This is a genomic window from Micromonospora sp. B11E3, assembly GCF_039871625.1.
In the GTDB taxonomy this organism is placed as follows: domain Bacteria; phylum Actinomycetota; class Actinomycetes; order Mycobacteriales; family Micromonosporaceae; genus Micromonospora.
The window spans coordinates 21,325-46,411 of sequence record NZ_JBDPMC010000052.1 but is presented as its reverse complement, the minus strand read 5'-3'; the positions used below and the strand labels follow the sequence as shown (position 1 = coordinate 46,411).

Here is a 25,087-nt window from a genome sequence, read left to right as displayed (position 1 = left end):
GTGGCAGCACGTGGAGCCGACCAGAAGACCCGCCAACACGGGCAGGCGGCTGTGAAACGTGAACCCGGCACGGCAGCCGCCGGTCAGACCGGGACCGTCCCACCGCAAGGCGGGACTACCAACCGTGTGCTTACCAGAGCGCACTGAAAGGTAACGGCTGCACGGCAGCCTGCCCGAGGAGGGCGTACGGCGGCTGCGGGGCGACCGGACGGCGTCCGGCGGCCTCGCGGCGCTGGCCGGCGGCGAGTGGGACCTGGTGGTCGACACCTGGGACGGTGCGCCGCGCGCGGTGCGGGACGCGGCGCGGGCCCTGGCCGGCTCGGCCGGGTGGTACGGGTACGTCTCCAGCGGCTCGGTCTACGCGCCGCCGGTGCCCCTCGGGGTGATCGAGGACGACCCCACCGTGGCGGCCGACCCGGACGCCGACGACGGCGGGTACCCGGAGAACAAGGCCGGGGGAGAGCGGGCCGCGGCGGAGGTGTTCGGCGACCGGGCGCTGCTGGCGCGTGCCGGGCTGATCCTCGGGCCGGGGGAGGACATCGGGCGGCTGCCCTGGTGGCTGGCGCGGATCGCCCGGGGCGGCGACGTGCTGGCGCCCGGCCCGGCGGACCTGCCGGTGCAGTACGTCGACGCGCGGGACCTGGCGGCGTGGCTGCTGGACCGGGGCGCGGCGGGCACGGGCGGGACGTACAACGTGGTGTCCCGCAGCGGGCACGCGACGATGGGCGAACTGCTCGACGCCTGCGTCGCGGCGACGGGGTCGGCGGGCCGGCTGCGCTGGACGGCGCCGCAGGCGCTCCTCGCCGCCGGGGTGACGCCGTGGAACGACCTGCCGGTCTGGATCCCCGTCGGGCACGAGTACCGCTGGCTGCAGGAGAAGAACGTGGAGCGGGCGTACGCGGCGGGGCTGGCCTGCCGGCCGGTGGCCGAGACGGTCGCGGACACCTGGCGCTGGCTGCGCGCGGTGGGCACGGTCCCGGCCCGCGCGGGCCGCCCGGCCCGGGCGGCGGTCGGCCTGGCCCCGGACCGGGAGGCGACGCTGCTGGCGGCGCTCGCCGCCGGGTAGCGGCGGCGGTGGGCCGGCCGCGGGCAGCCCGGCGGCGGGCGGTTCGGGGCCGCGGGCAGCCCGGCGCTGGGCGGCTCAGGGGCGGGCGACGGGCAGGTCGAGCACCTCGTCGACGCGGCGGCGCGGCGTCGGGACGCCCGGCTGGCCGTACCCGATCCGCAACACCATCTGCGGGGTGCCGAACCGGCCCAGGGACAGCCGCAGCGCCTCCCGCGCCCCCGGCACCTCGATCGGCTGGGAGAGCATCGACGCGGCCAGCCCGGCGTCGGTGGCGGTGAGCAGCACCCGTTGCAGGGCCTGCCCGGCGACGACCTGGTCGGTCGTGGTGTTGCCGGCGGTGCCGAGGACCGCCACGAGGGGCTCCGGCTCGAAGTCCCGCCCGGGCGCGCGGTCGCGCCCGCCGAAGGCGCGGGCCGGCAGCAGGTCCTGCGGCTCGCCCCGGGGGCCGCTCGCGGTGGCGGGCACCCCGTCGGGGGCGGGCGCGGCGCGCACCCACGCGGCCAGCTCGGCCCGGTAGCCGGCGTCGCGTTCGAGGACGCGGTGGGCGCTGCGCGCGATCTCGGCGAACGCGTTGACGGCGCTGACCCCGATCACCAGCTCCAGCCAGCCCTGCTCGGCGCGGGCCGCCTCGCCGATCCGCCACCGGGCCTCGGCGGGCACCGGGTCGGGCCAGAACGGCGCCCGGTTGCTGAACCGGCGCGGCACGGCCGCGTACAGGGTCTGCTCGGCCGGGGTGGGGCGGCGCGGCAGGTCCGGGGTCAGCCGGGCCAGCACGTCGGTCTCGGCCGGGTACGGGCGCAGCCGCACCTTCGCCGGGGTGCCCGCCACGGCGAGGGCCAGCCGCAGGTTGAACAGGGCGGCGCCGCAGGCGATGCGGGCGCCCCAGCCGCTCGGGTCGGTGGCCGGGAGCAGGCGTTCCCGGTCCAGCGACACCTCGATGCCGCCGTCGCGCAGCCGGAACCGCCACGGCTGGCTGTTGTGCAGCGACGGCGCCCGGACGGCGGCCGCGGCGGCGGCGGTCAACTGCCCGACGGTGAAGCGGGTTCCCATGGTGCTGCTCCCTTCGGTCCACCTCCACGGTGCGCGCCCGGGGCCGCCGACGGGCAGGGCCGGACGGCCCCGTCGGCCGGGACCTGCCGCCTGTGGTGGGCGCTCCGGGTCGGGACCTTCGGCCCGTGCGGACGCCGGTTGCGGAGGGTACAAACGAGGGATGATCCGGGTGTTCCTGCTCGACGACCACGAGGTCGTCCGTCGTGGCCTTGCCGACCTGCTCACCAGCGGCGGCGACATAGAGGTGGTGGGGGAGTCGGGCTCCGCCCAGGAGGCGACCCGCCGCATCCCCGCGCTGCGGCCCGACGTGGCGATCCTCGACGCCCGGCTGCCCGACGGCAACGGCATCGACGTGTGCCGGGACGTGCGGGCGACGGACTCGTCGATCCGGGGCCTGATCCTCACCTCGTACGAGGACGACGAGGCGCTGTTCGCGGCGATCATGGCCGGCGCGGCCGGGTACGTGCTCAAGCAGATCCGGGGCACGGACCTGGTCGACGCGGTGCGCCGGGTGGCCGCCGGGCAGTCCCTGCTCGACCCGGCGATCACCACCCGGGTGCTGGAGCGCATCCGCAGTGGCGTGGAGCAGCCCCGCGAGCTGAAGTCGCTCACCGAGCAGGAGCGGCGCATCCTGGAGTACGTCGCCGAGGGGCTGACCAACCGGGAGATCGCCGGGAGGATGTTCCTCGCGGAGAAGACGGTGAAGAACTACGTCTCCAGCGTGCTGGCGAAGTTGGGTCTGGAGCGGCGCACCCAGGCGGCCGTGCTGGCCACCCGCCTGCTCGGCAAGCACCACTGAAGCCCCCGCCGCGCCGCGCGGCGGGACGCGGCATGGGCCTGCGCCCTGCCGGTGGGCGGGCCGCCGGGCCGGGGTCAGTCGCGCAGCGGGACCGTCCAGTGCAGCCGCGTGCCGCGCGGCGACGCGGGGCACACCTCGAACTTCCCGCCGTGCCGCTCGGCGCGTTCGCGCAGGTTGACCAGGCCGCCCCGGGCGGCGTCGGGAGCGCAGCCGCGGCCGTCGTCGGTCACGGTGACCGCGACCCAGCCGGCCTCCACCCGTACGGCCACCGCCACCCGGCTGGCCTCGGCGTGGCGTACGGCGTTGGACAGGGACTCCCGTAGCACGGCCGTGACGTCCGGGCGGATCGAATCCGGGACGGCGCTGTCGATCGGCCCGGTCAGCTCCAGCGTCGGCCGGAAGCCCAGCGACGCGGCGGCCACGTCGACCGCCTCGCGGATCTCGGTGCGCAGGGCCGCGCTCATCGGGGTACGCAGCTCGAAGATGGTCCGGCGGATGTCGCGGATCGTGTCGTCGAGGTCGTCGACGGCGGCGTTGATCCGCTTGGCGACCTCGGGTCGGGTGGCCATCGGCGCTGCGCTCTGCAACTGCAGGCCGGTGGCGAAGAGCCGCTGGATCACCACGTCGTGCAGGTCCCGGGCGATGCGCTCGCGGTCCTCCAGGACCACCAGCAGCTCCCTCTCCTCCTGCCCCCGCGCCCGCTCCAGGGCCAGCGCGGCCTGCCCGGCGAAACTGCCCAGCAGGGCGGCGTCGGAGTCGGTGACGTCCCCCCGGTCCGGCCGGTACCCGACCACGAGGACGCCGTGCAGGACGTCGGCGGCGGCCAGCGGGGAGACCACGGCCGGCCCGCCGCCCACCGGCGCCGGCCACGGCGCCGCCTCGGCCAGGTTCCCCACCAGCTCGTGCCGCCGCTCGGTGACCGCCCCCGCGAAGCGGGTCTCGTCCGCCGGCAGGACCGCGCCGACCAGCTCCCCGGCGCCGCCGGACCTCGCCCCGGCGCCGTCGACCACCTCGACCGTGAACTGCCCGGCGCCCTCGTCGTAGAGCAGCACCATCGCCAGCTCCGCCTCGGCGACCTCCCGGGCCCGCCGGGCCACCAGGCTCAGCGCGTCGGTGCGGCGCACCTCGCCGAGCAGCACGGAGGTGATCTCGGCGGTCGCGGCCAGCCAGCGTTCCCGGCGGTGGGCCAGCTCGTACAGCCGGGCGTTCTCGATCGCCACGCCGGCCGCGGCGGCCAGCGCGACGACGATCTCCTCGTCGTCGTCGGTGAACTCGGCGGCGCCCTGCTTCTCGGCCAGGTAGAGGTTGCCGAAGACCTGGTCGCGGATGCGCACCGGCACGCCCAGGAAGCTGTGCATCGGCGGGTGGTGCGGCGGGAAGCCGTACGACATCGGATGCCGGGTGATGTCCGGCATGCGCAGCGGGCGGGGGTCGTCGATGAGCAGCCCGAGCACGCCCCGGCCGTGCGGCAGGTCGCCGATCCTGGCGTGCAGCTCGTCGTCGATGCCGTGGACGATGAAGTCGTGCAGCAGCCGGTCGGGGCCGATCACCCCGAGCGCACCGTACCGGGCGTTGACCAGCTCGCAGGCCGACCGGACGATCCGTTGCAGGGTGCTGCGCAGGTCCAGGTCGGTGCCGATGCCGACCACCGCGTCGAGCAGGGCGCGCAGCCGCTCCCGGCTGGCGACGACGTCACCGACCCGGTCCAGCATCTCCTGCAGCAGCTCGTCCAGGCGGACCCGGGACAGTGGGCTCAGCCCGAGCGAGGGGGCGACGGGCTCGGACCCAGGGATCGGCGCGCTGTTGGCCACCGGCCGATGCTATCGCCGGTCACCCGCCGGGCGGCACCGCCGGCCGCCCGGAGCCGGCCCGTCACGAGCCGGCGCCCCGCACGGCGGAGGTGTCGACGACCTGCTCGGTGGGCAGCCGCGGGGTGTGCGGCGGGCCGGCCTGCTCCGGGTTCGCGACCCCGATCCGCAGCGCCAGGTACGGGTGCCCCAGGCCGGCCAGGAGCTGCCGGACCGTCTGCCGGATGCCCTCCACCTCCACCACGCCGCTCAGCGGCACCATCGACACGCCCAGCCGGGTGGCGGTCAGCCACGCCGCCGAGAGCGCCTCGCCGGCCCGCAGCCAGCTGTCCGGCTCGTCCTCGTCGCCGAAGAGCAGCCCGTACACGGCCGCGCGGTCGTGGCCGGGGCCGACCGGCAGGGCGCCGGAGCGCCCGAAGTCCCGGGCCGGGACGGTGGTCTGCGGGGCGTGGGCGGGCAGCACCTCCGGTGGCAGGCCGGTGCCGGTGCCCGCCCGGCTGGTCCAGTACGCCAACTCCTCCTGCACCTGCGCGTCCGCCGCCTCCACCGCCGCGGCCCGCCCGGCGGCCGAGGCCAACGCCAGCACCTGGTCGGGGTGGAGGATCTGCAGCCGGGCGCCCTCCGCGGCGGCCGCCCCGGTGATCTCGTCGACCGCGGCGGCCGGCACCGGCTCGTCACTGACCGGCCGCCGGTCGGTGCGCCGGACCCGCATGCACTGCACCAGGCGCATCGCGCCCGCGCCGCCGCCGGAGCGCTTCCCGCCGGTGAGGCGGGCCAGCAGCGCCGGCTCGGCCGGATCGGGCAGCCGCTCGACCACGGGTGTCCAGCCCTCGGCCGCCAGCGCCGTGCGGGCGTGGTGCAGGGCCGCGCCGCAGCTCAGCGTCAGCAGCCGGCCCTCCGGGTCGGTGCCGGCCAGCTTCGGGTCCCGCACCAGCCGCAGCTCCAGGGCGTCAGGCAGGACCCGCCAGCGCCACGGCTGCGTGTTGTGCACCGACGGGGCGTGGCCGGCCGTGGCGGCGGCCTCCGCGAGCGCGGTGGTCAGCGGGCGGTCCGTAGCCGGCGTCTCGTGGCTCATCGTCACGACCTTTCGTCGTCTCTGCCCATCGTGCCCCACTCCGGGCGTCGCGAGGGCGGGGTTGCCGCTCCATCCTGTGCCGCCGGGCGGTCGGTCGCACGGTGCGCAGGTCCCGACGTGCCCGGGCCCTTCGGCCCGTGGCCGTTTCCCGATCGGCCCCGCCCCGTTCCGCCGGCCGTGCCCGGGGCCTGCGGCGAGGGCTTCCCGCGGTCGTGGCCGGGCCGGTTTCGCCGGTTGCCCCGCCGGCCCTCGCCGACGTTGAAAGGATCCGCGCGTGGGGACGCAGCCGGAGTGCCTGCCGGAGCGGCCGGTGCGGCGGCGCTGGGCGCGCGGACGGGAGTGGGGGCCGCTGACCGCGCTGACCGTGCTGGTGCTGGCGGGGGCGGGGCTGTGGCTCGCCGGGCGGCGCACCGCGGCGGACGCCGTCTGGGCGGCGGGCACCCTGGCCGCGCTGGTCCCGGCCGCCTGGTCGGTGCTGCGCCGGCTGTGGCGCCGCCAGTTCGGGGTGGACGTGATCGCCGTCCTGGCGCTGGCCGGGGCGCTGGCCGTCGGCGAGTACCTGGCCGGCGCCGTGGTCGCGGTGATGGCGAGCACCGGCCGGTCGCTGGAGGCGTACGCCCAGCGGCGCGCGACCCGCGACCTGCGCGCCCTGCTGGAACGGGCCCCGCGCTCGGCGCGGCGACGCCGCGCGGACGGCGGCATCGAGACGGTGCCGCTGGACCGGGTCGCGGTCGGTGAGCGGCTGCTGGTCGGCCCCGGCGACGTGGTGCCGGTCGACGGCACCCTCGAGGAGGCGGCCACCCTGGACGAGTCGGCGGTCACCGGCGAGTCCCGGCTCGTCCAGCGGGCGGCCGGGGAGCCGGTGGCCAGCGGCGTGGTCAACGCCGGGGCCGGCTTCGGGCTGCGCGCGACGAGCAACGCGGCGGAGAGCACGTACGCGGGCATCGTCCGGCTCGCCGAGCAGGCGACCGCGCGCAAGGCGCCGATGGTCCGGCTGGCCGACCGGTACGCCGCCGCGTTCGTCCCGTTCACCCTGGCGCTTGCCGGCCTCGCCTGGGCGCTGTCCGGTCAGTTCGTGCGGGCGGTGGCGGTGCTGGTGGTGGCCACCCCCTGCCCGCTGCTGCTGGCCACCCCGATCGCGGTCGTCTCCGGGTTGTCCCGGGTGGCCCGGCGCGGGGTGCTGGTCCGCGACGGCGGCTCCCTGGAGCTGCTCGGCCGGGCCCGCACCCTGCTGGTCGACAAGACCGGCACGCTCACCGCCGGCCGGCCGCGCGCCGCCGAGACCGTCGTCGCCCCCGGTGGGGACCGGGACGAGGTGCTGCGGCTGGCCGCGTCGGTGGAGCAGCTGTCCCCGCACGTGCTGGCCGCCGCCCTGGTCGGGCAGGCCCGGGAGCGGGGCCTGGCGCTGGGCGAGCCGACCGACGTGACCGAGGAGCCGGGGCGCGGCGTCACCGGCCGGGTCGACGGGCGGCTGGTCCGGGTCGGCCAGTTCGCCGGGGAACTGCCGGAGTGGGCGGAGCGGGCCCGGGACCGGGCCGAGCTGGCCGGCCGGTCGGTGGTGTGGGTCGCCGACGGGCGGGGCCCGCTCGGGGCGATCCTGCTGGAGGACCCGGTACGCCCCGACGCCCGCCGGACCGTCCGACGGCTGCGCGAGGCCGGGCTGACCCGGCTGGTGATGGTCACCGGCGACCGGCCGGCCACCGCGGAGCAGGTGGCCCGGGCCGTCGGCGTGGACGACTTGCTGGCCCGGTGCGCGCCGGCGGAGAAGGTGGCGCGGGTCCGCGACGAGTCCCGCCGGGCGGTCACCGTGATGGTCGGCGACGGGGTGAACGACGCCCCGGCGCTGGCGGAGGCGCACGTCGGGGTGGCGATGGGGGCGACGGGGGCGACCGCGTCCGCCGACGTCGCCGACGCGGTGCTCACCGTCGACCGCCTCGACCGGCTCGCCGACGCCGTGGAGATCGCCCGGTACGCCCGCCGGATCGCCGCCCAGAGCGCCGTGGCCGGGATGGGGCTGGCCGTGGTGGCGATGGGCTTCGCCGCTGCCGGGAAGCTGCCCCCGGTGGCCGGCGCCTTCCTGCAGGAGGGCATCGACGTGGTGGTGATCGTCAACGCGCTGCGGGCGCTGCGCGGCGGGCTGCGCCGCCGGCAGGTCCCGCCGGCCACCCGGGAGCTGCTGGAGCGGTACGCGGGCGAGCACGGCGGTGTCCGGGACGTGCTGGCCGGCCTGCGGGACACCGCCGACCTGATCGCCACCCGCCCCGACTCGCCAAACTGCCTGCCCGCCCTGCACGAGACCCACCGGCGGCTCGCCGAGCGGGTGCTGCCGCACGAGGCGGCCGAGGAACGGCACCTCTACCCGGCGCTGGCCGGGCCGCTGGGCAGCGCCGACGCCACCTCGACGATGAGCCGGGGTCATGTGGAGATCCGCCGGCTGGTCGACCGGATCGGCGGGCACCTCGCCCAGGCCGGCTCCGCGCCGCTGCGCCCGGACCAGGTTCCCGACCTGCTCGCCGCCCTGTACGGCCTGGACGCCGTGCTGCGCCTGCACCTGGCCCAGGAAGAGGAGGACTACTACTCGCTGCGCGAGTGAGGCAGCTCGCGGACGACCGCCACCGGGCAGCGGGCGTGCTGGATGAGCTGCTGGCCGACCGAGCCGAGCAGCATGCCGCGCAGCCCGCCCCGGCCGCGGCTGCCGACCACCACCAGTCGGGCGTCACGGCTGGCCTCCATCAGGACGGCCGCCGGGCGGCCCGGCACCGCCTCGGCGGCGATTTCCAGGTGCGGGAACGCCTCCCGCCACCGGGCCAGCGGCCCGTCGAGGGCCGCCCGTTCGGCCGCCGTCGCCGCGTCCGGGTCGGCGCCGCCCTCGGCCGCCGGCTCCCAGGCCCGCAGCACCCGCAGGGGCACCCCGTACCCCGCGGCCCGCTCCACGGCGAAGCCGAGGGCCAGCAGGGCGGCGTCCGAGCCGTCGACGCCGACCACGACCGGCCCGGACCGGGCCGTGGCGGTGCCGTCGTCGCGGACCACCACCACGGGGCAGTGGGCGTGCGCGGCCACCGCCACCGCGGTCGAGCCGACGAGCAGGCCGGCGAAGCCGCCGTGGCCCCGGCTGCCGAGCACCAGCAGGGCGACCTCGGCCGAGCGTTCCTGGAGCACCAGCACCGGCGGGCCGTCGTACACCTCGCCCCGCACGGTCACGCCCGGGCGGCGGGCGGCGGCGTCGGCGGCGGCGCGCCGGACCAGCTCCTCGACCTGCCGCCGGGCGTTCTCGTCCGGCCAGATCCCCGGGGCCACCCCCGGCCCGACCCACCCGGCGACCGTCAGCCACTCGAACACGTACGCCAGGTGGATCGGCCGGCCGCCGCGCTCCGCCTCGTCGAGGGCCCAGTCCAGGGCGACCGCGGCGTCGGGGCTCGCGTCGTAGCCGACGAGGATCTCGTCGCTCGTCACTGGGCCTGCCTTTCGTTCGCGACTGCGGGGCTCGCAAGCTCACTCCTCGCGCTCACCGGTACCGCTCCGCAGCTCGGGCTCGGTCTCGCGGATCCAGCGCCACTCCGCGACCCGGGGGTCGTCCTCGCCGAAGCGGCGGGTGTGATCCCGGCAGGCCGCCCGGGCGTCGACCATCTCCTGCCGCAGGTGGGCGGCGCGGGGGGACAGCCCGGGCACCCGGTCGATCACGTCGATGACCAGGTGGAAGCGGTCCAGGTCGTTGAGCATCACCATGTCGAACGGCGTGGTGGTGGTGCCCTCCTCCCGGTACCCGCGCACGTGCAGGTTGGGGTGGTTGGTGCGGCGGTAGCTCAGCCGGTGGATCAGCCAGGGATAGCCGTGGTACGCGAAGATGACCGGCCGGTCGCGGGTGAAGATGGTGTCGAACTCGCGGTCCGGCAGGCCGTGGGGGTGCTCCGACGGCGGCTGCAACCGCATCAGGTCGACCACGTTGACCACCCGCACCTTCAGCTCCGGCAGGTGCCGGCGCAGCAGGTCGGCGGCGGCGAGGGTCTCCAGCGTCGGCACGTCCCCGGCGCAGGCGAGCACGACGTCGGGCTCGTTGCCGTCGTCGGTGCTGGCCCAGTCCCAGATGCCCAGGCCGCGGCGGCAGTGCTGGATCGCCTCGTCCAGGGTCAGCCAGTTCGGCGCGGGCTGCTTGCCGGCCACCACCACGTTGATGTAGTGGCGGCTGCGCAGGCAGTGGTCCATGGTGGCGAGCAGGGTGTTGCCGTCCGGCGGCAGGTAGACCCGCACCACCTCGGCCTTCTTGTTCACCACGTGGTCGATGAAGCCCGGGTCCTGGTGGGAGAAGCCGTTGTGGTCCTGCCGCCAGACGTGGCTGGACAACAGGTAGTTCAGCGAGGCCAGCGGCTGCCGCCAGGGGATGCCCCGGGTGACCTTCAGCCACTTGGCGTGCTGGTTGACCATCGAGTCGACGATGTGGATGAACGCCTCGTAGCTGGTGAAGATGCCGTGCCGGCCGGTCAGCAGGTAGCCCTCCAGCCAGCCCTGGCACAGGTGTTCGGAGAGCACCTCCATCACCCGGCCGTCGGGCGAGAGGTGGTCGTCGCCGGGCACGGTGCCGGCGACGAACGCCCGGTCGGTGACCTCGAAGGCGGCGCCGAGACGGTTGGAGGCGACCTCGTCGGGGCCGAAGAGGCGGAACGTCTGCGGGTTCGCGGCGATCACGTCCCGTACCCAGGGGCCGAGCACGCCGGTGGCGCCCGCCACGGGTTCGCCCGGCTGCGGGACGTCGACGGCGTACCCGCGGAAGTCGGGCAGGTCCAGGTCGCGCAGCACCCGGCCGCCGTTGGCCACCGGGTTCGCGCTCATCCGCAGGTCGCCCTTCGGCGGCAGCGCGGTCAGCTCGGCGACCGGCGCGCCGGTGGCGTCGAACAGCTCCTCCGGACGGTAGCCACGCAGCCAACGCTCCAGCTCGGCCAGGTGCTCCGGGTCGTCGCGTACGCCGTCGACCGGCACCTGGTGGGCGCGCCACGTGCCCTCCACCGGCCTGCCGTCGATCTCGCGCGGGCCGGTCCAGCCCTTCGGCGTACGCAGGATGATCATCGGCCAGCGGGGGCGCTCGACGGCGCCGCCGGCGCGGGCCCGGCGCTGGATGCCGGCGATCTCGTCGAGCACCGTGTCGAGGGTGGCGGCCAGCGACTGGTGCACGGTCGCGGGGTCGTCGCCCTCGACGAGGTACGGCCGGTGGCCGTAGCCGCGCATGAGGCCGAGCAGGTCGTCGGTGGGGATCCGGGACAGCACCGTCGGGCCGGCGATCTTGTAGCCGTTGAGGTGCAGGATCGGCAGCACCGCCCCGTCGCGGGCCGGATTGAGGAACACGTTGGACAGCCAACTCCCCGCCAGCGGCCCGGTCTCCGCCTCGCCGTCGCCGATCACGCAGGCGACCAGCAGGTCCGGGTTGTCGAACGCGGCGCCGTACGCGTGGCTCAGCGCGTACCCCAGTTCGCCGCCCTCGTGGATCGAGCCCGGCACCTCCGGCGCGACGTGGCTGGGAATGCCGCCGGGGAAGGAGAACTGGCGGAACAGCCGGGCCATGCCCGTCTCGTCCCGGCTCACCGAGTGGTACAGCTCGCTGTACGTGCCCTCCAGCCAGGTGTTCGCCACCACGGCCGGGCCGCCGTGCCCGGGACCGGTGACGAAGATGGTCGACTGCCCGCGGCGGGCGATGACCCGGTTGAGGTGCGCGTAGAGCAGGTTCAGCCCGGGGCCGGTGCCCCAGTGGCCGAGCAGCCGGGGCTTGACGTGCTCGGGCCGCAGCGGCTCACGCAGCAGCGGGTTGTCGAGCAGGTAGATCTGCCCGACGGTCAGGTAGTTGGCCGCCCGCCAGTACGCGTCCAGCCGGCGCAACTCGTCCTCGGTCAGGGGACCGTGCAGGTCTACAGCGGTGTCCATGCTGTCTGAGCCTCTCGCAGGTCGGGGAAGGTCGCATCCGGTGGCCCGTCTGCTGACGGGCACGTCCAGCCTCGCCGCCGCGTCGAGGGGCGGGCAGGGCCGTTGGTCCCGGGTGCGCCGGGCGTCACGGCCCGTCCACGGCGGTGGTGGTCAGTCCACGGACGACGATGACCGGGGCGGGGGAGTGGTAGAGCATCGACTGGCTGACCTCGCCGAGCATCCCGCGCAGGGGATCCTCGCCCCGGGAGGCGACGATCGCGAGCTGCGCCGCGCGGGACTGGTCCACCAGGACCCGGTCCGGCTCCCCGGCGAGCGTGCGGCACTCGGCCCGCACCGTCGGGTGCCGGCGCCCGCAGCGGCCCACCGCCTCTTCCAGTTCGGCGCGCGCCTCGGCGTCGGCGTCGCGGGTGGCGGCCCCGCCGGGGGCCGGCTCGGTGACCCGGACGGCGAGCAGCGGGGCGGACCGGCGGGCGGCGCAGTCGAACGCGAACTCCAGGGCGACGCGGGAGCTGGCCGAGCCGTCGACGCCGACCAGCACCGGGCCCTTCGGCGGCGGCTCGGGGCGGACCACCAGCACCGGGCAGCCGGCCTGGGCGGCGAGCTGCACGGCGGGCGCGTCGGCCGGGACGCAGTCGGTGCAGCGCATCCCGCCCGCGCCGATCGCGACCAGGAACGCGGTCTCGGAGCGGCGGACCAGCGCCGCCACCGCCGCGCCCTCGACGAGCTCGCTGCCCACCGGCACCGCCGGCTCGACCTCGTCGGCGACCGCGGTGGCCCGCTGCAGCAGGTGCTTCGCCTCCACGTGCGGGGCGGCGCCGGGGGACGCCTGCGGCGCCGCCGCCCAGTTGAAGGCGTGCAGCAGGCGTAGCGGCCGGCCGTGGTCGGCGGCCTCGCGGGCGGCCAGCCGGACGACCTGCAGCGCCTGCTCCGACGGGCCGACCGCGGCCACCACCGGCGCGTCGGCGGGTGCCGGCATGCGGCCTCACCTCCCGGCCCCGTGTACGGCCCGACCAACTATCCTCACCGAGCGTAGTCGGCTCGGTGGGCCGGCGGGGGTGGGATGGCACCACGCCCGCCGTCGACTTCGGCCGGCCGGGCGGCGTCGCGTCGGCCGGCGGGACGCCGTGGCGGCTGTGCCCGGCCCGCCGCTGCCCGGCGGAGGCGGCCGCCAAACCTGTTTCCGGTGCGCGCAACCTCACCCTTCGTCGAGTCGCCGCCCGGTCGCCCGTACTGCACACTGACGCCGTGGACGGTGAGCAGCACGGGCGACCGGGCGGGCCGCGCTCGGCGGTGGTGGTGAACCCGGTGAAGGTGGCCGATCTCGCCGAGCTGCGGAAGACCGTGGACGGCGCCCTCGCCGCCGCCGGCTGGCCCGAGCCACTGTGGTTCGAGACCACCCCCGAGGACCCGGGGCGGGGCCAGACCCGCGCGGCGGTCGAGGCCGGCGTCGAGGTCGTCTTCGCCTGCGGCGGCGACGGCACCGTGATGGCCTGCGTCGGCGGGCTCGTGGGCACCGACGTGGCGCTCGCCGTGCTGCCGCAGGGCACCGGCAACCTGTTGGCCGCCAACCTCGGCCTCTCCCACGACCTGGCCGCCGGGCTGGAGGTGGCCGTGGAGCGGGGGCGCCGGCAGCTCGATGTCGGCGCCGTCGAGGACCAATACTTCACCGTCATGGCCGGCATGGGCTTCGACGCGCAGATGCTCGCCGACACCTCCGAGGCCACCAAGGCGCGGATCGGCTGGCCCGCGTACGTGATGGGGGCCGCGCGGCACCTGCGGGACCGGCCGATGCGGGTGAGCATCCGCCTCGACGACCGGCCGCCGCTGCGCCGCCGGGCCCGCTCGGTGCTGGTCGCCAACGTCGGCCGGCTCCAGGGCGGGGTCACCCTGCTCACCGACGCCGAGCCGGACGACGGGTGGCTCGATGTCGCCGTGCTCACCCCGCGTACGCTGCGGCACTGGCTGGCCATGGCGTGGGCGCTGGTGCGCCGCCGCGGCAGCGTGCCCCGGATGGAGGTCTTCCGCTGCCGGCGGGTGCGGGTCACCAGCAACCGGCCCCAGCCGCGGGAGCTCGACGGCGACCTGATCGAGCCGGGCCGGCAGCTCCGGGCCGAGATCCGCCCGCGCGCGCTCTGGCTGTGCGTGCCGCAGCCGGAGGAGGCACGCGACCTCACCGTCGACGCGGACGCCGTCGGGGAGCGGGGCGAGGAACTCGTCGAGGAGGCCCGCCGTGAGTAGCACCAGGATGGTCCCCGAGACGCGGCTGATGTCCGACGAGGAGTTGTCCGCGGACGACGCCTGGCGCACCCTGCGCCGGAAGGGCGGCTGGTGCCTGCTGCGGGACGCCTTCATCCGGTTCCGCTACGGCGACGGGTTCAGCCACGCCCGGGCGTTCGCGTTCCAGCTCTGCCTCGCCGTCGTGCCGTTCATGATCGCGTTCACCGGCCTGATCACCGACCTCGGCGCGGACGAGGGCGGCCGGGTGGTCGCCGACACCGTGCTCGCCCTCACGCCCGGCCAGAGCGAGCAGGTGGTGCAGGAGCTGCTCGTCGACAGCGAGCGCACCGAGGACGCCGGTGAGCTGGCGCTGACCCTGGGCCTGCTGACCGGCCTGGTCGCGCTGACCATGACGATGGCCCAGATCGAGCGGGGCGCGAACCGCATCTACGGGGTGGAGCGCGACCGTGCGGCGCTGTGGAAGTACCTGCGCGCCACCGTGCTTGCGCTGACCGCCGGCGTACCGGCGCTGGCCGGGTTCCTGATCCTGGTCGGCGGCGGCGCCATGGGCGACTCGGTACGGCGGCACTACGCGTGGGGCGGGACCGCCCAGGGCCTGTGGGACGTCGTCCGCTGGCCGCTGAGCCTCGGGCTGACCGTCCTCGCCGTGGCGCTGCTGTTCCGGCACGCCCCGCGGCGCCGGCAGCCCGGCCTGTCCTGGCTGCTGTTCGGCGCCGGCATCGCGACCGTGCTGTGGTGGCTGGCCAGCGTGCTGCTCGCCGGGTACGTGCGGTTCAGCGACGGCTTCGGGCAGACGTACGGCGCGCTGACCGGGATGATGGCGCTGCTGCTGTGGGCCAACCTCACCGGGATGGCGCTCTTCGGTGGGCTGGCGTTCGCCGCCCAGCTGGAGGCGATGCGGATCGGCGTGCCCGAGCCGGCCGAGCCGGACCTGTGGCAGCCCGAGGCGGAGCGCGCCGAGAGTCACTGACCCGCCCCCGGACGCCCCGGCGTGTAGGCGAGAACCCGATCGGGTAAAGCGCCTCGCCAGGGGAGACAAGGGAGGTGCGGGGTGACCGCGGTCAAGGAGGTGGCGCGTCGCCCACTCGGCCACTTCGCCGAGCGGAGCGTCGCCGGGCTGCTGGCCGTCGCCGGCACCGGAGCCGGGTTCGGCCTGCTGCTGATGCTCGTCCGGTTCCACTGGAGCCCGCTCTACCACGCCGACCGCGAGGCCGCCGCGTGGTTCAACGCCCTCGTCGCGCCGCACCACGCCCTGGTCACCGTCCTGCAGGCGGTCACCGACCTGGGCGGCCGGCCCGTGCTGATCTGGCTGGTCAGCGTCGCCGTCGTCGGGCTGCTGATCCGGCGGCAGGCCCGGCTCGCGGTCTACCTCATCGTCGCCGGGGCCGGCGGGCTGATCCTCGACCCGTCGCTGAAGACCCTCGTCGGCCGGCTCCGCCCGGTCGTGGACGTGCCGGTCGCGAGCGCCCCCGGCAACAGCTTCCCCAGCGGGCACGCCCTCGGCTCGTTCGTCGCGTACGGGGCCCTGCTGCTGGTGTTCCTGCCGGCCATGGCGCCCCGCTGGCGCAGGCCGGCGATCGCCCTGGTCGCGGTGCTGGTGGCGGTGGTCGGGCTGACCCGGATCGCGCTGGGCGTGCACTTCGTCTCCGACGTGGTCGGCGGCTGGCTGCTCGGCGCGGCGTGGCTGGGCGTCACCGCGTACGCCTTCCGGCTGTGGCGGCGCGAGCGCGGCCGGCCGGTGCCCCCGCTGACCGAGGGCCTGGAGCCGGAGGCGGGGCACGAGATCGCCCCGGCCCCGGCCGAGGAGCACGTCCTGGAGCACCCGCGCTCCGCCGTCGCCGAGCTGCTGGTCGGCTGGGTCCTCGTCTTCGGCGCCCTGTACGCCTTCGGCGTCTACGTCAGCCGGTACGCCGAGGGCACCGTGTTCGACGCCCTGGACACCGCCGTCCCCCGCTGGTTCGCCGAACGGCACACCGCCACGCTCACCGAGCTGAGCTGGTGGTGGAGCAAGTTCGGCGACACCCACGCCATCCTGCTCGTCTCGCTCGTCTTCTGCCCGCTCGTGCTCGCGGTGTGGCGACGCTGGCGGCCGGTGCTGTTCGTGGTGCTGGCGATGTTCGGCGAGCTGACCCTCTTCCTCGCCTCCGCCCGCGCGGTCGACCGGCCGCGCCCGCCGGTGGAGAACCTGGACGGGCACATGCCCACCTCGTCCTTCCCGTCCGGCCACATCGCCGCCACCATCTGCCTCTGGAGCGCGATCGCGCTGCTGGTGTTCCCGCGTACGGACCGCTGGTGGCGCTGGCTGTTCGTGGCGCTGGCCGTGATCATGCCGGTCGGCGTGGCCACCTCCCGGATGTACCGGGGCATGCACCACCCGACCGACTTCATGGGCGCGATCCTGCTCGGCGCCCTGTGGCTCGGGCTGCTGTACTGGATCCTCCGACCGAACGCCGACGTGCGCGCGGGCAACCGGCCGGCGATCGAGTCCGAGCAGGTGGCCGAGCTGGACGACGAGCTGGCCAAGGCCGCCCGGCCGGACTGACCGACCGCCGTGCGCAGTCTTCCGACCCGCGAGCGTGCCGCCGTGCGCCGCCTCCCGACCCGCGAGCGTGCCGCCGTGCGCCGCCTCCCGACCCGCGAGCGTGCCGCCGTGCGCCGCCTCCCGACCCGCGAGCGTGCCGTGCCGCGGCCGACGAACCGGAGCCTGCCGTGCTGCGGGTGATGACCTGGAACATCAGGACCGGCGGCCGGGACCGGGCGGGGCCCGGCCGGCTGGACCTGGTGGCCCGGGTCGTCGCCGCGCACCGGCCGGACCTGCTCGCCGCGCAGGAACTGCGCGGCTTCGACGCGGGGTCCGTGCTGGCCGACTTCGCCGCCGGGCTGGGCATGCGCCCGTACCTGGCCCGGTCCTGGTTCGGCCAGCCGGTCGCCGTGCTCGTCCGCCCGCCGCTGCGGGTGCTCACGGCGGGGCCGGTGCGCCGTCCGTTCCACCACGCCGCCCAGCGGGTGACGGTGGCCACCGACGCGGGGCCGCTCACCGTGCTCGCCGCCCACCTGGACCCGTACCGCGGGCTGCGCCGCCGGGTCGAGGCGGGCTGGCTGGCCGCCGCCGTACGCCGGTCGCCCGGGCCGCTGGCGCTGCTGGCCGGCGACCTGAACACCCTCGACCCGGACAGCGACCACACCGCGCGGATCGCCCGGCTGCCGCCCGCGTACCGGCGTCGTCACCTGCGCCGGGACGGCCGCACGCCGGACACCCGCGCCGTCACCCGGCTCGCCGCCGCCGGCCTGGTCGACCTGTACGCGTCCGCCCCCGGCGACCCGCCCGACGAGGGGCTGACCGCGCCCACCCGGCACGGCGGCGGCGCGGAGTTCTCCGGCATGCGCCTGGACTACCTGTTCGCCACCCCGGCGCTGGCCCGGCTGGCCCGCTCCCGCGCCGTGCTTCGGGGCGGCGAGACCGAGTGGGCCTCCGACCACTATCCGGTGCTCGCCGAGTTCGACGTGCGCCCGGCCTGACCGCAGCCGGCCGCGGTGCTGTCGGCGCCTCCCGCTACCGTCGGCCCGTGAGCGGTACTCCTGCCCGGCAACCCGAGCCGTCCCCGTTGGTCGCCGCGGTTGCTTGGGGCGTCGCCCTGGTCGTGGTGCTGCCTGTACGGCTGCTCTGGGAGCTGCTGGTGGTGACCGCCCGGTGGCTGGGCCGCCGGGTGCTCGGCCCGCTCGGCCGGGCCCTGCGCGACTGGGTGCTACGCCCGCTCGCCTGGTTCCTGCACCGGGTGCTGTGGGTCCCACTGGCCTGGGTGGCGGTGCACCTGCTGTGGCGCCCACTGGTGTGGCTGGCCGTGCACCTGCTGTGGCGCCCACTGGTGTGGCTGGCCGTGCACCTGCTGTGGCGCCCACTGGTCTGGCTGGCCGTGCACCTGCTCTGGCGTCCGCTGGCCTGGCTGGTCCGGGCGGTGGTGTGGCCGGCGCTGCGCCGGCTCGGGCGCGCGGTCGCGTGGGCGCTGCGCGCCCTCGGCGTCCCGCTCGCCTGGCTGGTCCAGCATCTGCTGGTACGTCCGGCGCGCTGGCTGTGGCGGGTGGTCGCCCCGCTGCTGGCCGCCGTCGGGCGCGGCCTGTGGTGGCTCGTCCGGCTGGTGGCCGGCGCCCTCGCGTACGCCTGGCGGCTCGCCGGCCGCGTCCTCGGGTTGGCGTACCGCCTCGTGCTGCGCCGGCTCTGGCGCGGCGCGGTCGCCCTCCTTGTCGGGGCGGCCCGAGGGTTGTGGCGGTATGCCGTGGTCCCGCTCGGCCGCGCGCTGCGCTGGGTGTGGCGGCACACGGTCGTGCCGGCGGGCAGGGCGGTCCGCTGGGTGTGGCGGCACACGGTCGTGCCCGTCGGCCGGGCGGTGGGCGCGGCCTGGCGGGCCACGGTCACCCCGGCCGCCCGCTGGCTGCGCGACTCGGTCCTCGCCCCGGCCCGCCGCACCACCCGCGACCTCCTCGCCGCCCTCTCCCTCCGGCGCTGACCCGCCCCCACCCATCCGGCCCACCCACCCCGCCCACGAACGGGGTGAAACGCCCGTATCGGGGGCCAAAAGTGCAAGATCGCGGAGGCGCGAGCGGGTGAGGGGCGAGGGGCGGGGCGGGCGGGTCAGAGGGCGCGGAGGCGGGGGAGGAGCTCCTCCTGGGCCCAGTCGAGGAACATCGGCTGGCCGTCCCCGCCGACCTGGAGGAGCGCCACGTGGGTGAAGCCGGCGTCGACGAACTTCTTGAACGCCTCGACGTGCCGGTCGACGTCCGGGCCGCAGGGAACGCCCTGGGCCGCGTCCTCCTCGCGGACGAACTGGGTGGCGGCGGCGAACGAGTCCGGCCCCGGCAGGTCGGCGTTGACCTTCCAGCCCAGTCCGAACCAGCGGAACTGGTCGTGCACGATCTTGCGGCACTCCGCCTCGTCCGGGCCGTAGCAGATGGCGACCTGCCCGTACCGGGGCCGGCCGGCGCCGCCCGCGTCCTCGTACAGCTGCACGAGGTGCGGGTCCGGCTCGGTGGCGATGACGCCGTCGGCGTACTCGGCGGCGAGGGCCGCCGACTGCGGGCCGGAGGCGGCGACGGCCATCGGCACGGGCCGGTCCGGCCGGTCCCAGACGTACGCGTCCGGCACGTCGAAGTGGTTGCCGGAAAAGGTCAGCGTCTCGCCGGCCAGCAGCGGCCGGATGATCTGCAACGCCTCCTCGAACATCTCGTGCCGCTGCTCCACGTGCGGCCAGCCGCCGACGACGTGCTCGTTCAGGTTCTCCCCGGCGCCGAGCCCCAGGGTGAACCGGCCGTCGGAGAGGACCCCGACGGTGCTGGCCTTCTGCGCCACCACGGCCGGGTGGTAACGGCGGATCGGGCAGGTCACGAACGACATGAGCCCGGCCCGGCCGGTGGCGTGGGCGACGGCGCCGAGCACCGACCACGCGTACGGGGAGTGGCCCTGCGAGTCCAGCCAGGGGCTGTAGTGGTCGGAGACGACCAGGTGGTCGAAGCCGGCCGCCTCGGCGCGTACCGCGTGGTCGACCAGCTGCTTCGGGCCGGCCTGCTCGCACAACAGGGTGTAGCCGACGTTGACCATTCGCGGCATCTCCTTCCTCCCGATCCTCCCCGGATACCCCGGTCGGAGCCGGTCAATCCCTCCCTTCCGCTTCCCGGTGCTCGGCCACTCCCGGGTGCGACCGGCGGGTTGCCGCCGCCCGGTCGGGCCCACGCATACGTCCTCAGTCCCAGCAGAGGCAGAACGGTTTGCCGGCCGGGTCGGCGTAGACCCGCCAGTTCTCGCCGCCGGCGGGCAGCCGGGTCGCGCCGAGCCCGAGCACGGCCGGCTCGACGGCGTCCACGTCGTCGACCGTGACGTCGAGGTGGAACTGCTGCGGCGCCGCCGGATCCGGCCACCGCGGCGGCCGGTAGTCGGCGACCTGCTGGAACATCAGCGGCTGGGCGTCGTCCTCGCCGATCATGGCCGCGCCCTCGCCCTCGTAGGTGACCGGCTTGCCGAGGAGCTCGGCGTAGAACGCGCTGAGCACCTTCGCGTCGGGGCAGTCGAGCATGACGCCCGTCAGCGTGGTGGCCGGGTTGCCCGCGTTGCGGCACAGGTCGAACGGGTGGCCGGCCGGGTCGGCCAGGGTGTGCCACGTCTCGTTGCGCCGCAGCAGCGTGGCGCCGAGGCTGAGGGCGCGGTCGGTGCCCGCCTCCAGATCGGGCACGCGCAGGTCGAGGTGCGCCTGCTGCGGACGGCCCGGGTCCGGCCACCGCGGCGGCACGTGGTCGGGGGCGAGCTGGAAGCCGACGCGCCAGCCGTCCGGCGTGCCCATGGTGACCCACTCGTCGTCGGCGTAGCGCTCGGTCCAGCCCGCAAGGTCGGCATAGAACGCGCTCAGGGTCTTGATGTCAGGTGCGTCGAGCACCACGGTGCGTAGCATTCCGATCATGTGACCATCCTCCACCAGGGGTCCGACAGGACGTCGACGACGCGGTCAGTGAGGAAACGCGCCGGCACCCTCACAGGCACTTCACAGCGGCCCTGGTTAGGGTGACCGTGAACGGCGGCGTTCCAGGGTGGAGCGCGCGTCCCCGTCAGCGGGAGTGACGATGGTCTTCAAGAAGATGTTGAGCGCGTTCGGCGTGGGCGGTCCCAGCGTGGACACCGTGCTGGCCAACCCGAACACCCGGCCCGGCCTCACCCTCGACGGCCAGGTCAACCTGGTCGGCGGGGACAGCCCGGCCGCCATCGAGCAGATCGCCGTCAGCCTGGTCACGCGGGTCGAGATCGAGGGCGGCGACCACGAGTACGCGGGCATCATGGAGTTCCACCGGATGCCGGTCAGCGGCGCCTTCGAGCTGGCCCCGAAACAGCAGCTGTCGATCCCGTTCCAGCTGCCGGTGCCGTGGGAGACCCCGATCACCGACGTCTACGGCCAGCGCCTGCACGGCATGACGATGGGGCTGCGGACCGAGGTGGCGGTGGCCCGGGCGGTCGACAAGAGCGACCTCGACCAGGTGGCGGTGCACCCGCTGCCGGTGCACGAGCGCATCCTGGACGCCTTCGCCCGGCTCGGCTTCCGGTTCAAGGGCGCCGACCTGGAGCGGGGCCGCATCTACGGCGTGCAACAGACGCTGCCGTTCTACCAGGAGATCGAGTACTTCGCCGCGCCGCAGTACGCGGCGCAGGGCGTCAACCAGGTGGAGCTGACCCTCGTCACCAGCCAGAGCGGCATCGACGTGGTGCTGGAGTGCGACAAGCGGGGCGGCTTCCTCACCCCCGGCCACGACGTGTTCGGCCGGTACCAGGTGGCGCACGCCGACGCCGACCGGGTCGACTGGGTGCAGGTCGTCGACGGCTGGCTGCGGGAGACCACCGGGCGCTACGGCCAGCTGCGCGCCCAGGGCTTCGGCGGTCACGGCCACGGGCACGGGCATGGCCACGGACGGGGCCCGGGGATGGGCGGGATCGTCGCCGGCGCCGCGCTGGGCGCGGTGGGCGGCATGGTCGCCGGGGAGATGATCGAGGACGCCGTCGAGGGCGACTTCGCGGAGGACTGGGGCTTCGGCGACGAGTAACGGTCGACGACGTACGACGGCGGCCTCCGGGAGTGCTCCCGGAGGCCGCCGTTCCGCTCGGGGCGGATGGTTACCCGGTCAGTGCCGGGCCTTGCGCTCGGTGGCGCTGCGGTAGTTGCTCCCCGCCTTGGCCAGGCCCCGGCTGCCCAGGTACCCGATCGTCAGCAGGGTGATGAAGAACCAGGCCTGCGGTGCGCGGAAGATGTCCACGCCGACCGAGTTCTTGCCGACCAGGTACGAGGCGATCAGCACGGCGGCGACCGAGGCGGCGTAGACCCAGAACTCGGTGGTCTTCAGCGCCTGCTTGGTCTCCGTGCCGGGTGCCTGCATCGCCTCCCGGCGCCCGTCGTGCATCGCCGGCATCGGCCGGGTGGGTGCCTCCTGGATCGGGCGGTTCGGCGCCTCCTGCGCCGTCGGCCGGTTCATGGGCCTGGTGGATGCGGCCTGCGTGCTCATCTGGTCCTCCTCAGGATTTGATGAGTCCTACCTCGCCCCCGCCCCGCTACCGCGTGTCGGCCACGGCACGGTTCGCGTTCCCGGCGGGGGCACCCCCCGTCTACCCGGGGGGCCGACGGGGTAACGCCCGCCGGCCCCGGAAGTCGGCCGTCGGCGCAGGTCCCGCCGCACGACGCGGCCACGGATCACCTCCGGGCCGTACCGTCACCGGTTGCTCCGCGTGTCCGGTCGTCGCTCTGCCGTGCGGAGGGTTCCGCCGGCCCGGGTTTGCGGGGCCGGACCTCGGGCACGCAGGAAGATCCGGACAGAACCTGCGAGGTGATGGACGTGCGTGAGGACGACACGATGCGGGAGTCCGCCCGCAAGGCCGAGGACCGGATCGCCGGCGGCGTGTACGGCGAGGGGGCGCTCGACGAGGTCACCGTCCCGCAGACCGACGAGCTGCGGGTCATCCAGGAGGAGGACCCGTACGACCCGGCGCACCAACCGGTGGACCAGGGGACGCTGCGCGACGGCGGACCCACCCGCGGGCAGGGCGCGGTCACCACGACCGGCGGCACGGCCGGCCCGGCGAGCACCCGGCGGCTGGCCCGGCAGCCGGAGCGGCACCGGGGTACGGTCGCGCCGACGACCACCGGGGACGCCACCACCGGCGGGTTGAGCACCCCGGCGGGCGGCTCCACGAGCGACAAGTCGAGCACCGGCAGCCAGGTCGGCAACTTCACCGACGAGTGACCCGGCGGTGGCGGGTGGACGGTCCGGCCGTCCACCCGCCCGGCCTCAGCCGGCCCGCAGCACCCCGAGGCGCTGGGTGGCGCGGGTGAGGGCGACGTACAGGTCGCTGTGCCCGCGCGGCGACTCGGCCACGATCCGCTCCGGGTCGGCCACGAGGACGGAGTCGAACTCCAGCCCCTTGGCCTGCCCGACGGTGAGCACCACCACCCGGCTCTCCAGCTCGGGGTGCTCGCCGATCGCCGCCTCGGGCAGCGCCGCCACGACGGCGGCGCCCAACTCGTCGACCCGCCCCGCCGGCACGATCACCCCGAGCCGGCCGTCGGTCAGCGCGGCGGCCTCGGCCACCGCGGCGTCGGTCAGCTCGGCGGCCAGCCGGTCGGCCGGGAGCGTACGCTCCCAGGGCGGCACGCCGCTCTCCCGTACCGAGCGCGGCGGACGCAGGTGCGGGTCGATCTCGGCCAGCACCCCGGCGGCGACCGCCATGATCTCGGCGGGGGTGCGGTAGCTGACGGTCAGCTCCTCCAACCGCCAGCGCTGCGCCACGTACGGCTCCAGCGCGTCCGCCCAGGAGGCGGTGCCCGCCAGCGCCCCGGTCTGCGCCACGTCCCCGACGATCGTCATCGACCGGCTCGGGCACCGGCGCATCAGCAGCCGCCAGGCCATCGGCGACAGCTCCTGCGCCTCGTCGACGATGACGTGCCCGAACGCCCAGCGCCGGTCGGCGGCGGCCCGCTGGGCGGTGGTCAGCCGGTCGCCCTCCTCCTGGCGTTCCAGCAGCCGGTCGGCGTCCAGCAGGTCGGTGACGCCGAGGATCTCGCCGCCGTCCGCCTCGTCCTCCACGTCGATGGAACGCGAGCCGCGGGCGATCTCCAGCACGCCCTCGGCGTACTCGCGCTGCAGGGCCCGGATGCGTGCGCGGCGCGCCTCGGCGGCCCGCTCGTCCTCGCCGAGCAGTTCGGCGGCCTCGTCCAGCAGCGGCACGTCGGCGGGGGTCCAGCCGCCGCCCGGCTCCCGGTGCAGCAGGGCCCGCTCGGCGTCGGTGAGCCCGGGCGCGGCGGCGGCGACGCGGTCCGGGTCGGCGTACAGGTCGGCGAGCAGGCGCTGTGGGGTGAGCACCGGCCAGAGCTGGTCCAGGGCGGCGCGGACCTCGGGCTCGTCGCGCAGCTCCCGGCGGATCTCCGCGACGTCGGCCTCGTCGAGCAGGTTCTCCCCGCCCAGCGGGTCGGCGCCGATCCGCTCGGCGATCTGGTCGGCCAGCGCGTGCACGATCTCGATGTCGAACAGGGCGCGGGCCAGGTTGTGCGGCCGGCCCGCGCGGCGGACGCGATCCCGGGCCGCCCGCACGGTCTCCGGGTCCAGCCGCAGCACCTCGCGCTCGACCTCGATCTCCAGCGGCTCGTCGGGCACCCACTGCCGGTCCCGCGCGGCCGCCGCGAGCACCTCGACCAGCTCCGCCCGCCCCTTGAGCGCGGCGGCCTCCGCGGGCTCCGCGCGCCGGGCGTTCACTCCGGGGAAGAGGTCGCCCTGGGTACGCAGCAGCACGCCGGTCTCGGCCAGCGCCGGGAGCACCTGCGAGATGTAGCGCAGGAACGTCTCGTTCGGGCCGACCAGCAGCACGCCCCGGCTCGACAGCTCCCGCCGGTGGGTGTAGAGCAGGTACGCCGCGCGGTGCAGCGCGACGGCCGTCTTCCCGGTGCCCGGGCCGCCCTGGACCACCAGCACCCCGGGCAGGTCGGCGCGGATGATCCGGTCCTGCTCGGCCTGGATGGTCTCGACGATGTCGCGCATCCGGCCGGTCCGGCCGGCGTTGAGCGCGGCGAGCAGGGACGCCTCGCCGGTCAGCTCCTCGTGCGCGGTGGGGGAGGCGGTGGCCAGGTCGAGCACCTCGTCGTTGACCGCGGTCACCTTCCGCTGCCGGGTACGCAGGTGCCGGCGCCGCCGTACGCCCTGCGGGTTGGCGGCGGTGGCCAGGTAGAAGGCCCGGGCGGCCGGGGCCCGCCAGTCCATGAGCAGCGGGTCGTAGTCGCCGCCGGTGTCGAAGATCCCGAGCCGGCCGATGTAACGGCGCGCCCCGTCGTCGGTGTCCAGCCGGCCGAAGCAGAGCCCGTTCTCCACCGCCGAGTACTGCTCGACCTGTTCGGCGTACATCCGGACGGCGCTGTCGCGCTGGGACCGCTCCTGCTGGGTGCCGCCGGTGGCACGCAGCTCCGTGGTGAGCCGCTGGGCGGCCTGCTCCCGCATCCCATCGAGCCGGTCGTAGAGCATGGAGACGTACTCCTGCTCGTGGCCGATCTCGTCGTCGTGCCGCAGCTCGCCGGGACCGTCCGAGTGCCTTGACAAGCCGTCTCCCTAGTGATTAGAATTGCATACGGAAC

General features: G+C 75.8%; 19 protein-coding genes and 1 pseudogene. 10 read left to right on the top strand and 10 right to left on the bottom strand.

The genetic code is table 11. The features are described from left to right. Positions 1-160: 160 nt before the first annotated feature. Positions 161-1,066, top strand: a pseudogene (locus tag ABGB16_RS23135) (reductase); the annotation flags it as partial. Between the two features lie 75 nt (positions 1,067-1,141). Here the strand turns inward: ABGB16_RS23135 and ABGB16_RS23130 are convergent. Then, a complete protein-coding gene (locus tag ABGB16_RS23130) occupies positions 1,142-2,116 on the bottom strand; it encodes a nitroreductase (RefSeq protein WP_347670186.1) in 975 nt (324 codons plus the stop codon). Positions 2,117-2,276: 160 nt separating this feature from the next. Here ABGB16_RS23130 and ABGB16_RS23125 point away from each other — a divergent pair, with 160 nt between their 5' ends. Beyond that, complete coding sequence (locus ABGB16_RS23125; protein ID WP_347670185.1) at positions 2,277-2,915, top strand: response regulator transcription factor; 639 nt, start codon at positions 2,277-2,279, stop codon at positions 2,913-2,915. Positions 2,916-2,989: 74 nt separating this feature from the next. Here ABGB16_RS23125 and ABGB16_RS23120 read toward each other — a convergent pair whose 3' ends face one another. Beyond that, entirely contained in the window at positions 2,990-4,627 is a 1,638-nt protein-coding gene (locus ABGB16_RS23120) for a GAF domain-containing sensor histidine kinase (protein WP_347670189.1), read from the bottom strand. 160 nt (positions 4,628-4,787) lie between these two features. Then, a complete protein-coding gene (locus ABGB16_RS23115) occupies positions 4,788-5,798 on the bottom strand; it encodes a nitroreductase family protein (protein ID WP_347670184.1) in 1,011 nt (336 codons plus the stop codon). Between the two features lie 274 nt (positions 5,799-6,072). Between ABGB16_RS23115 and ABGB16_RS23110 the strand changes: the two genes are divergently transcribed. Continuing rightward, positions 6,073-8,391, top strand: a complete 2,319-nt coding sequence (locus tag ABGB16_RS23110; protein ID WP_347670183.1) for a heavy metal translocating P-type ATPase — start codon at positions 6,073-6,075, stop codon at positions 8,389-8,391. Here ABGB16_RS23110 and ABGB16_RS23105 read toward each other — a convergent pair. The 3 genes from ABGB16_RS23105 to ABGB16_RS23095 all read right to left on the bottom strand — a co-directional run bounded on the left by ABGB16_RS23105 (position 8,373) and on the right by ABGB16_RS23095 (position 12,684). Then, positions 8,373-9,251 carry a universal stress protein gene (locus ABGB16_RS23105; protein ID WP_347670182.1) on the bottom strand — a complete coding sequence of 293 codons (879 nt, stop codon included), beginning with the start codon at positions 9,249-9,251 and terminating at the stop codon, positions 8,373-8,375. The genes ABGB16_RS23110 and ABGB16_RS23105 overlap by 19 nt on opposite strands. Positions 9,252-9,290: 39 nt before the next feature. Then, entirely contained in the window at positions 9,291-11,708 is a 2,418-nt protein-coding gene (locus tag ABGB16_RS23100; RefSeq protein ID WP_347670181.1) for a phosphoketolase family protein, read from the bottom strand. 124 nt (positions 11,709-11,832) lie between these two features. Then, on the bottom strand, positions 11,833-12,684 hold the full coding sequence (locus ABGB16_RS23095) for a universal stress protein (protein ID WP_347670180.1): 852 nt from the start codon (positions 12,682-12,684) through the stop codon (positions 11,833-11,835). Positions 12,685-12,953: 269 nt separating this feature from the next. On the opposite strand from ABGB16_RS23095, the gene ABGB16_RS23090 reads away from it, so the two are divergent. The 5 genes from ABGB16_RS23090 to ABGB16_RS23070 all read left to right on the top strand — a co-directional run bounded on the left by ABGB16_RS23090 (position 12,954) and on the right by ABGB16_RS23070 (position 18,451). Beyond that, positions 12,954-13,946, top strand: coding sequence for a diacylglycerol kinase family protein (locus ABGB16_RS23090; protein WP_347670179.1), 993 nt, complete (start codon positions 12,954-12,956; stop codon positions 13,944-13,946). Continuing rightward, on the top strand, positions 13,939-14,916 hold the full coding sequence (locus tag ABGB16_RS23085) for a YihY/virulence factor BrkB family protein (RefSeq protein WP_347670178.1): 978 nt from the start codon (positions 13,939-13,941) through the stop codon (positions 14,914-14,916). The genes ABGB16_RS23090 and ABGB16_RS23085 overlap by 8 nt, the downstream gene beginning before the upstream one ends. 81 nt (positions 14,917-14,997) lie before the next feature. Beyond that, positions 14,998-16,488, top strand: a complete 1,491-nt coding sequence (locus ABGB16_RS23080) for a phosphatase PAP2 family protein (RefSeq protein WP_347670177.1) — start codon at positions 14,998-15,000, stop codon at positions 16,486-16,488. Between the two features lie 167 nt (positions 16,489-16,655). Then, the gene (locus ABGB16_RS23075; RefSeq protein WP_347670176.1) at positions 16,656-17,465 is read left to right on the top strand and encodes an endonuclease/exonuclease/phosphatase family protein; all 810 of its coding nucleotides are present in this window, start codon (positions 16,656-16,658) and stop codon (positions 17,463-17,465) included. Positions 17,466-17,512: 47 nt separating this feature from the next. Beyond that, complete coding sequence (locus ABGB16_RS23070; protein WP_347670175.1) at positions 17,513-18,451, top strand: hypothetical protein; 939 nt, start codon at positions 17,513-17,515, stop codon at positions 18,449-18,451. Positions 18,452-18,576: 125 nt separating this feature from the next. On the opposite strand, the gene ABGB16_RS23065 is transcribed toward ABGB16_RS23070, so the two are convergent. Continuing rightward, positions 18,577-19,539: a TIGR03557 family F420-dependent LLM class oxidoreductase gene (locus tag ABGB16_RS23065; protein ID WP_347670188.1), complete on the bottom strand. Its 963-nt coding sequence runs from the start codon at positions 19,537-19,539 to the stop codon at positions 18,577-18,579. Between the two features lie 142 nt (positions 19,540-19,681). Then, positions 19,682-20,392, bottom strand: coding sequence for a VOC family protein (locus ABGB16_RS23060; RefSeq protein WP_347670174.1), 711 nt, complete (start codon positions 20,390-20,392; stop codon positions 19,682-19,684). A gap of 160 nt (positions 20,393-20,552) precedes the next feature. On the opposite strand from ABGB16_RS23060, the gene ABGB16_RS23055 reads away from it, so the two are divergent. Then, positions 20,553-21,521, top strand: a complete 969-nt coding sequence (locus ABGB16_RS23055; protein ID WP_347670173.1) for a sporulation protein — start codon at positions 20,553-20,555, stop codon at positions 21,519-21,521. A 78-nt stretch (positions 21,522-21,599) separates the two neighbouring features. On the opposite strand, the gene ABGB16_RS23050 is transcribed toward ABGB16_RS23055, so the two are convergent. Next, the gene (locus ABGB16_RS23050; protein ID WP_347670172.1) at positions 21,600-21,977 is read right to left on the bottom strand and encodes a hypothetical protein; all 378 of its coding nucleotides are present in this window, start codon (positions 21,975-21,977) and stop codon (positions 21,600-21,602) included. 327 nt (positions 21,978-22,304) lie between these two features. Between ABGB16_RS23050 and ABGB16_RS23045 the strand changes: the two genes are divergently transcribed. Beyond that, the gene (locus tag ABGB16_RS23045) at positions 22,305-22,712 is read left to right on the top strand and encodes a hypothetical protein (RefSeq protein ID WP_347670171.1); all 408 of its coding nucleotides are present in this window, start codon (positions 22,305-22,307) and stop codon (positions 22,710-22,712) included. A 45-nt stretch (positions 22,713-22,757) separates the two neighbouring features. Here ABGB16_RS23045 and ABGB16_RS23040 read toward each other — a convergent pair whose 3' ends face one another. After that, positions 22,758-24,977, bottom strand: coding sequence for an ATP-binding domain-containing protein (locus ABGB16_RS23040; RefSeq protein ID WP_347670187.1), 2,220 nt, complete (start codon positions 24,975-24,977; stop codon positions 22,758-22,760). Between the last annotated feature and the right edge of the window lie 110 nt (positions 24,978-25,087).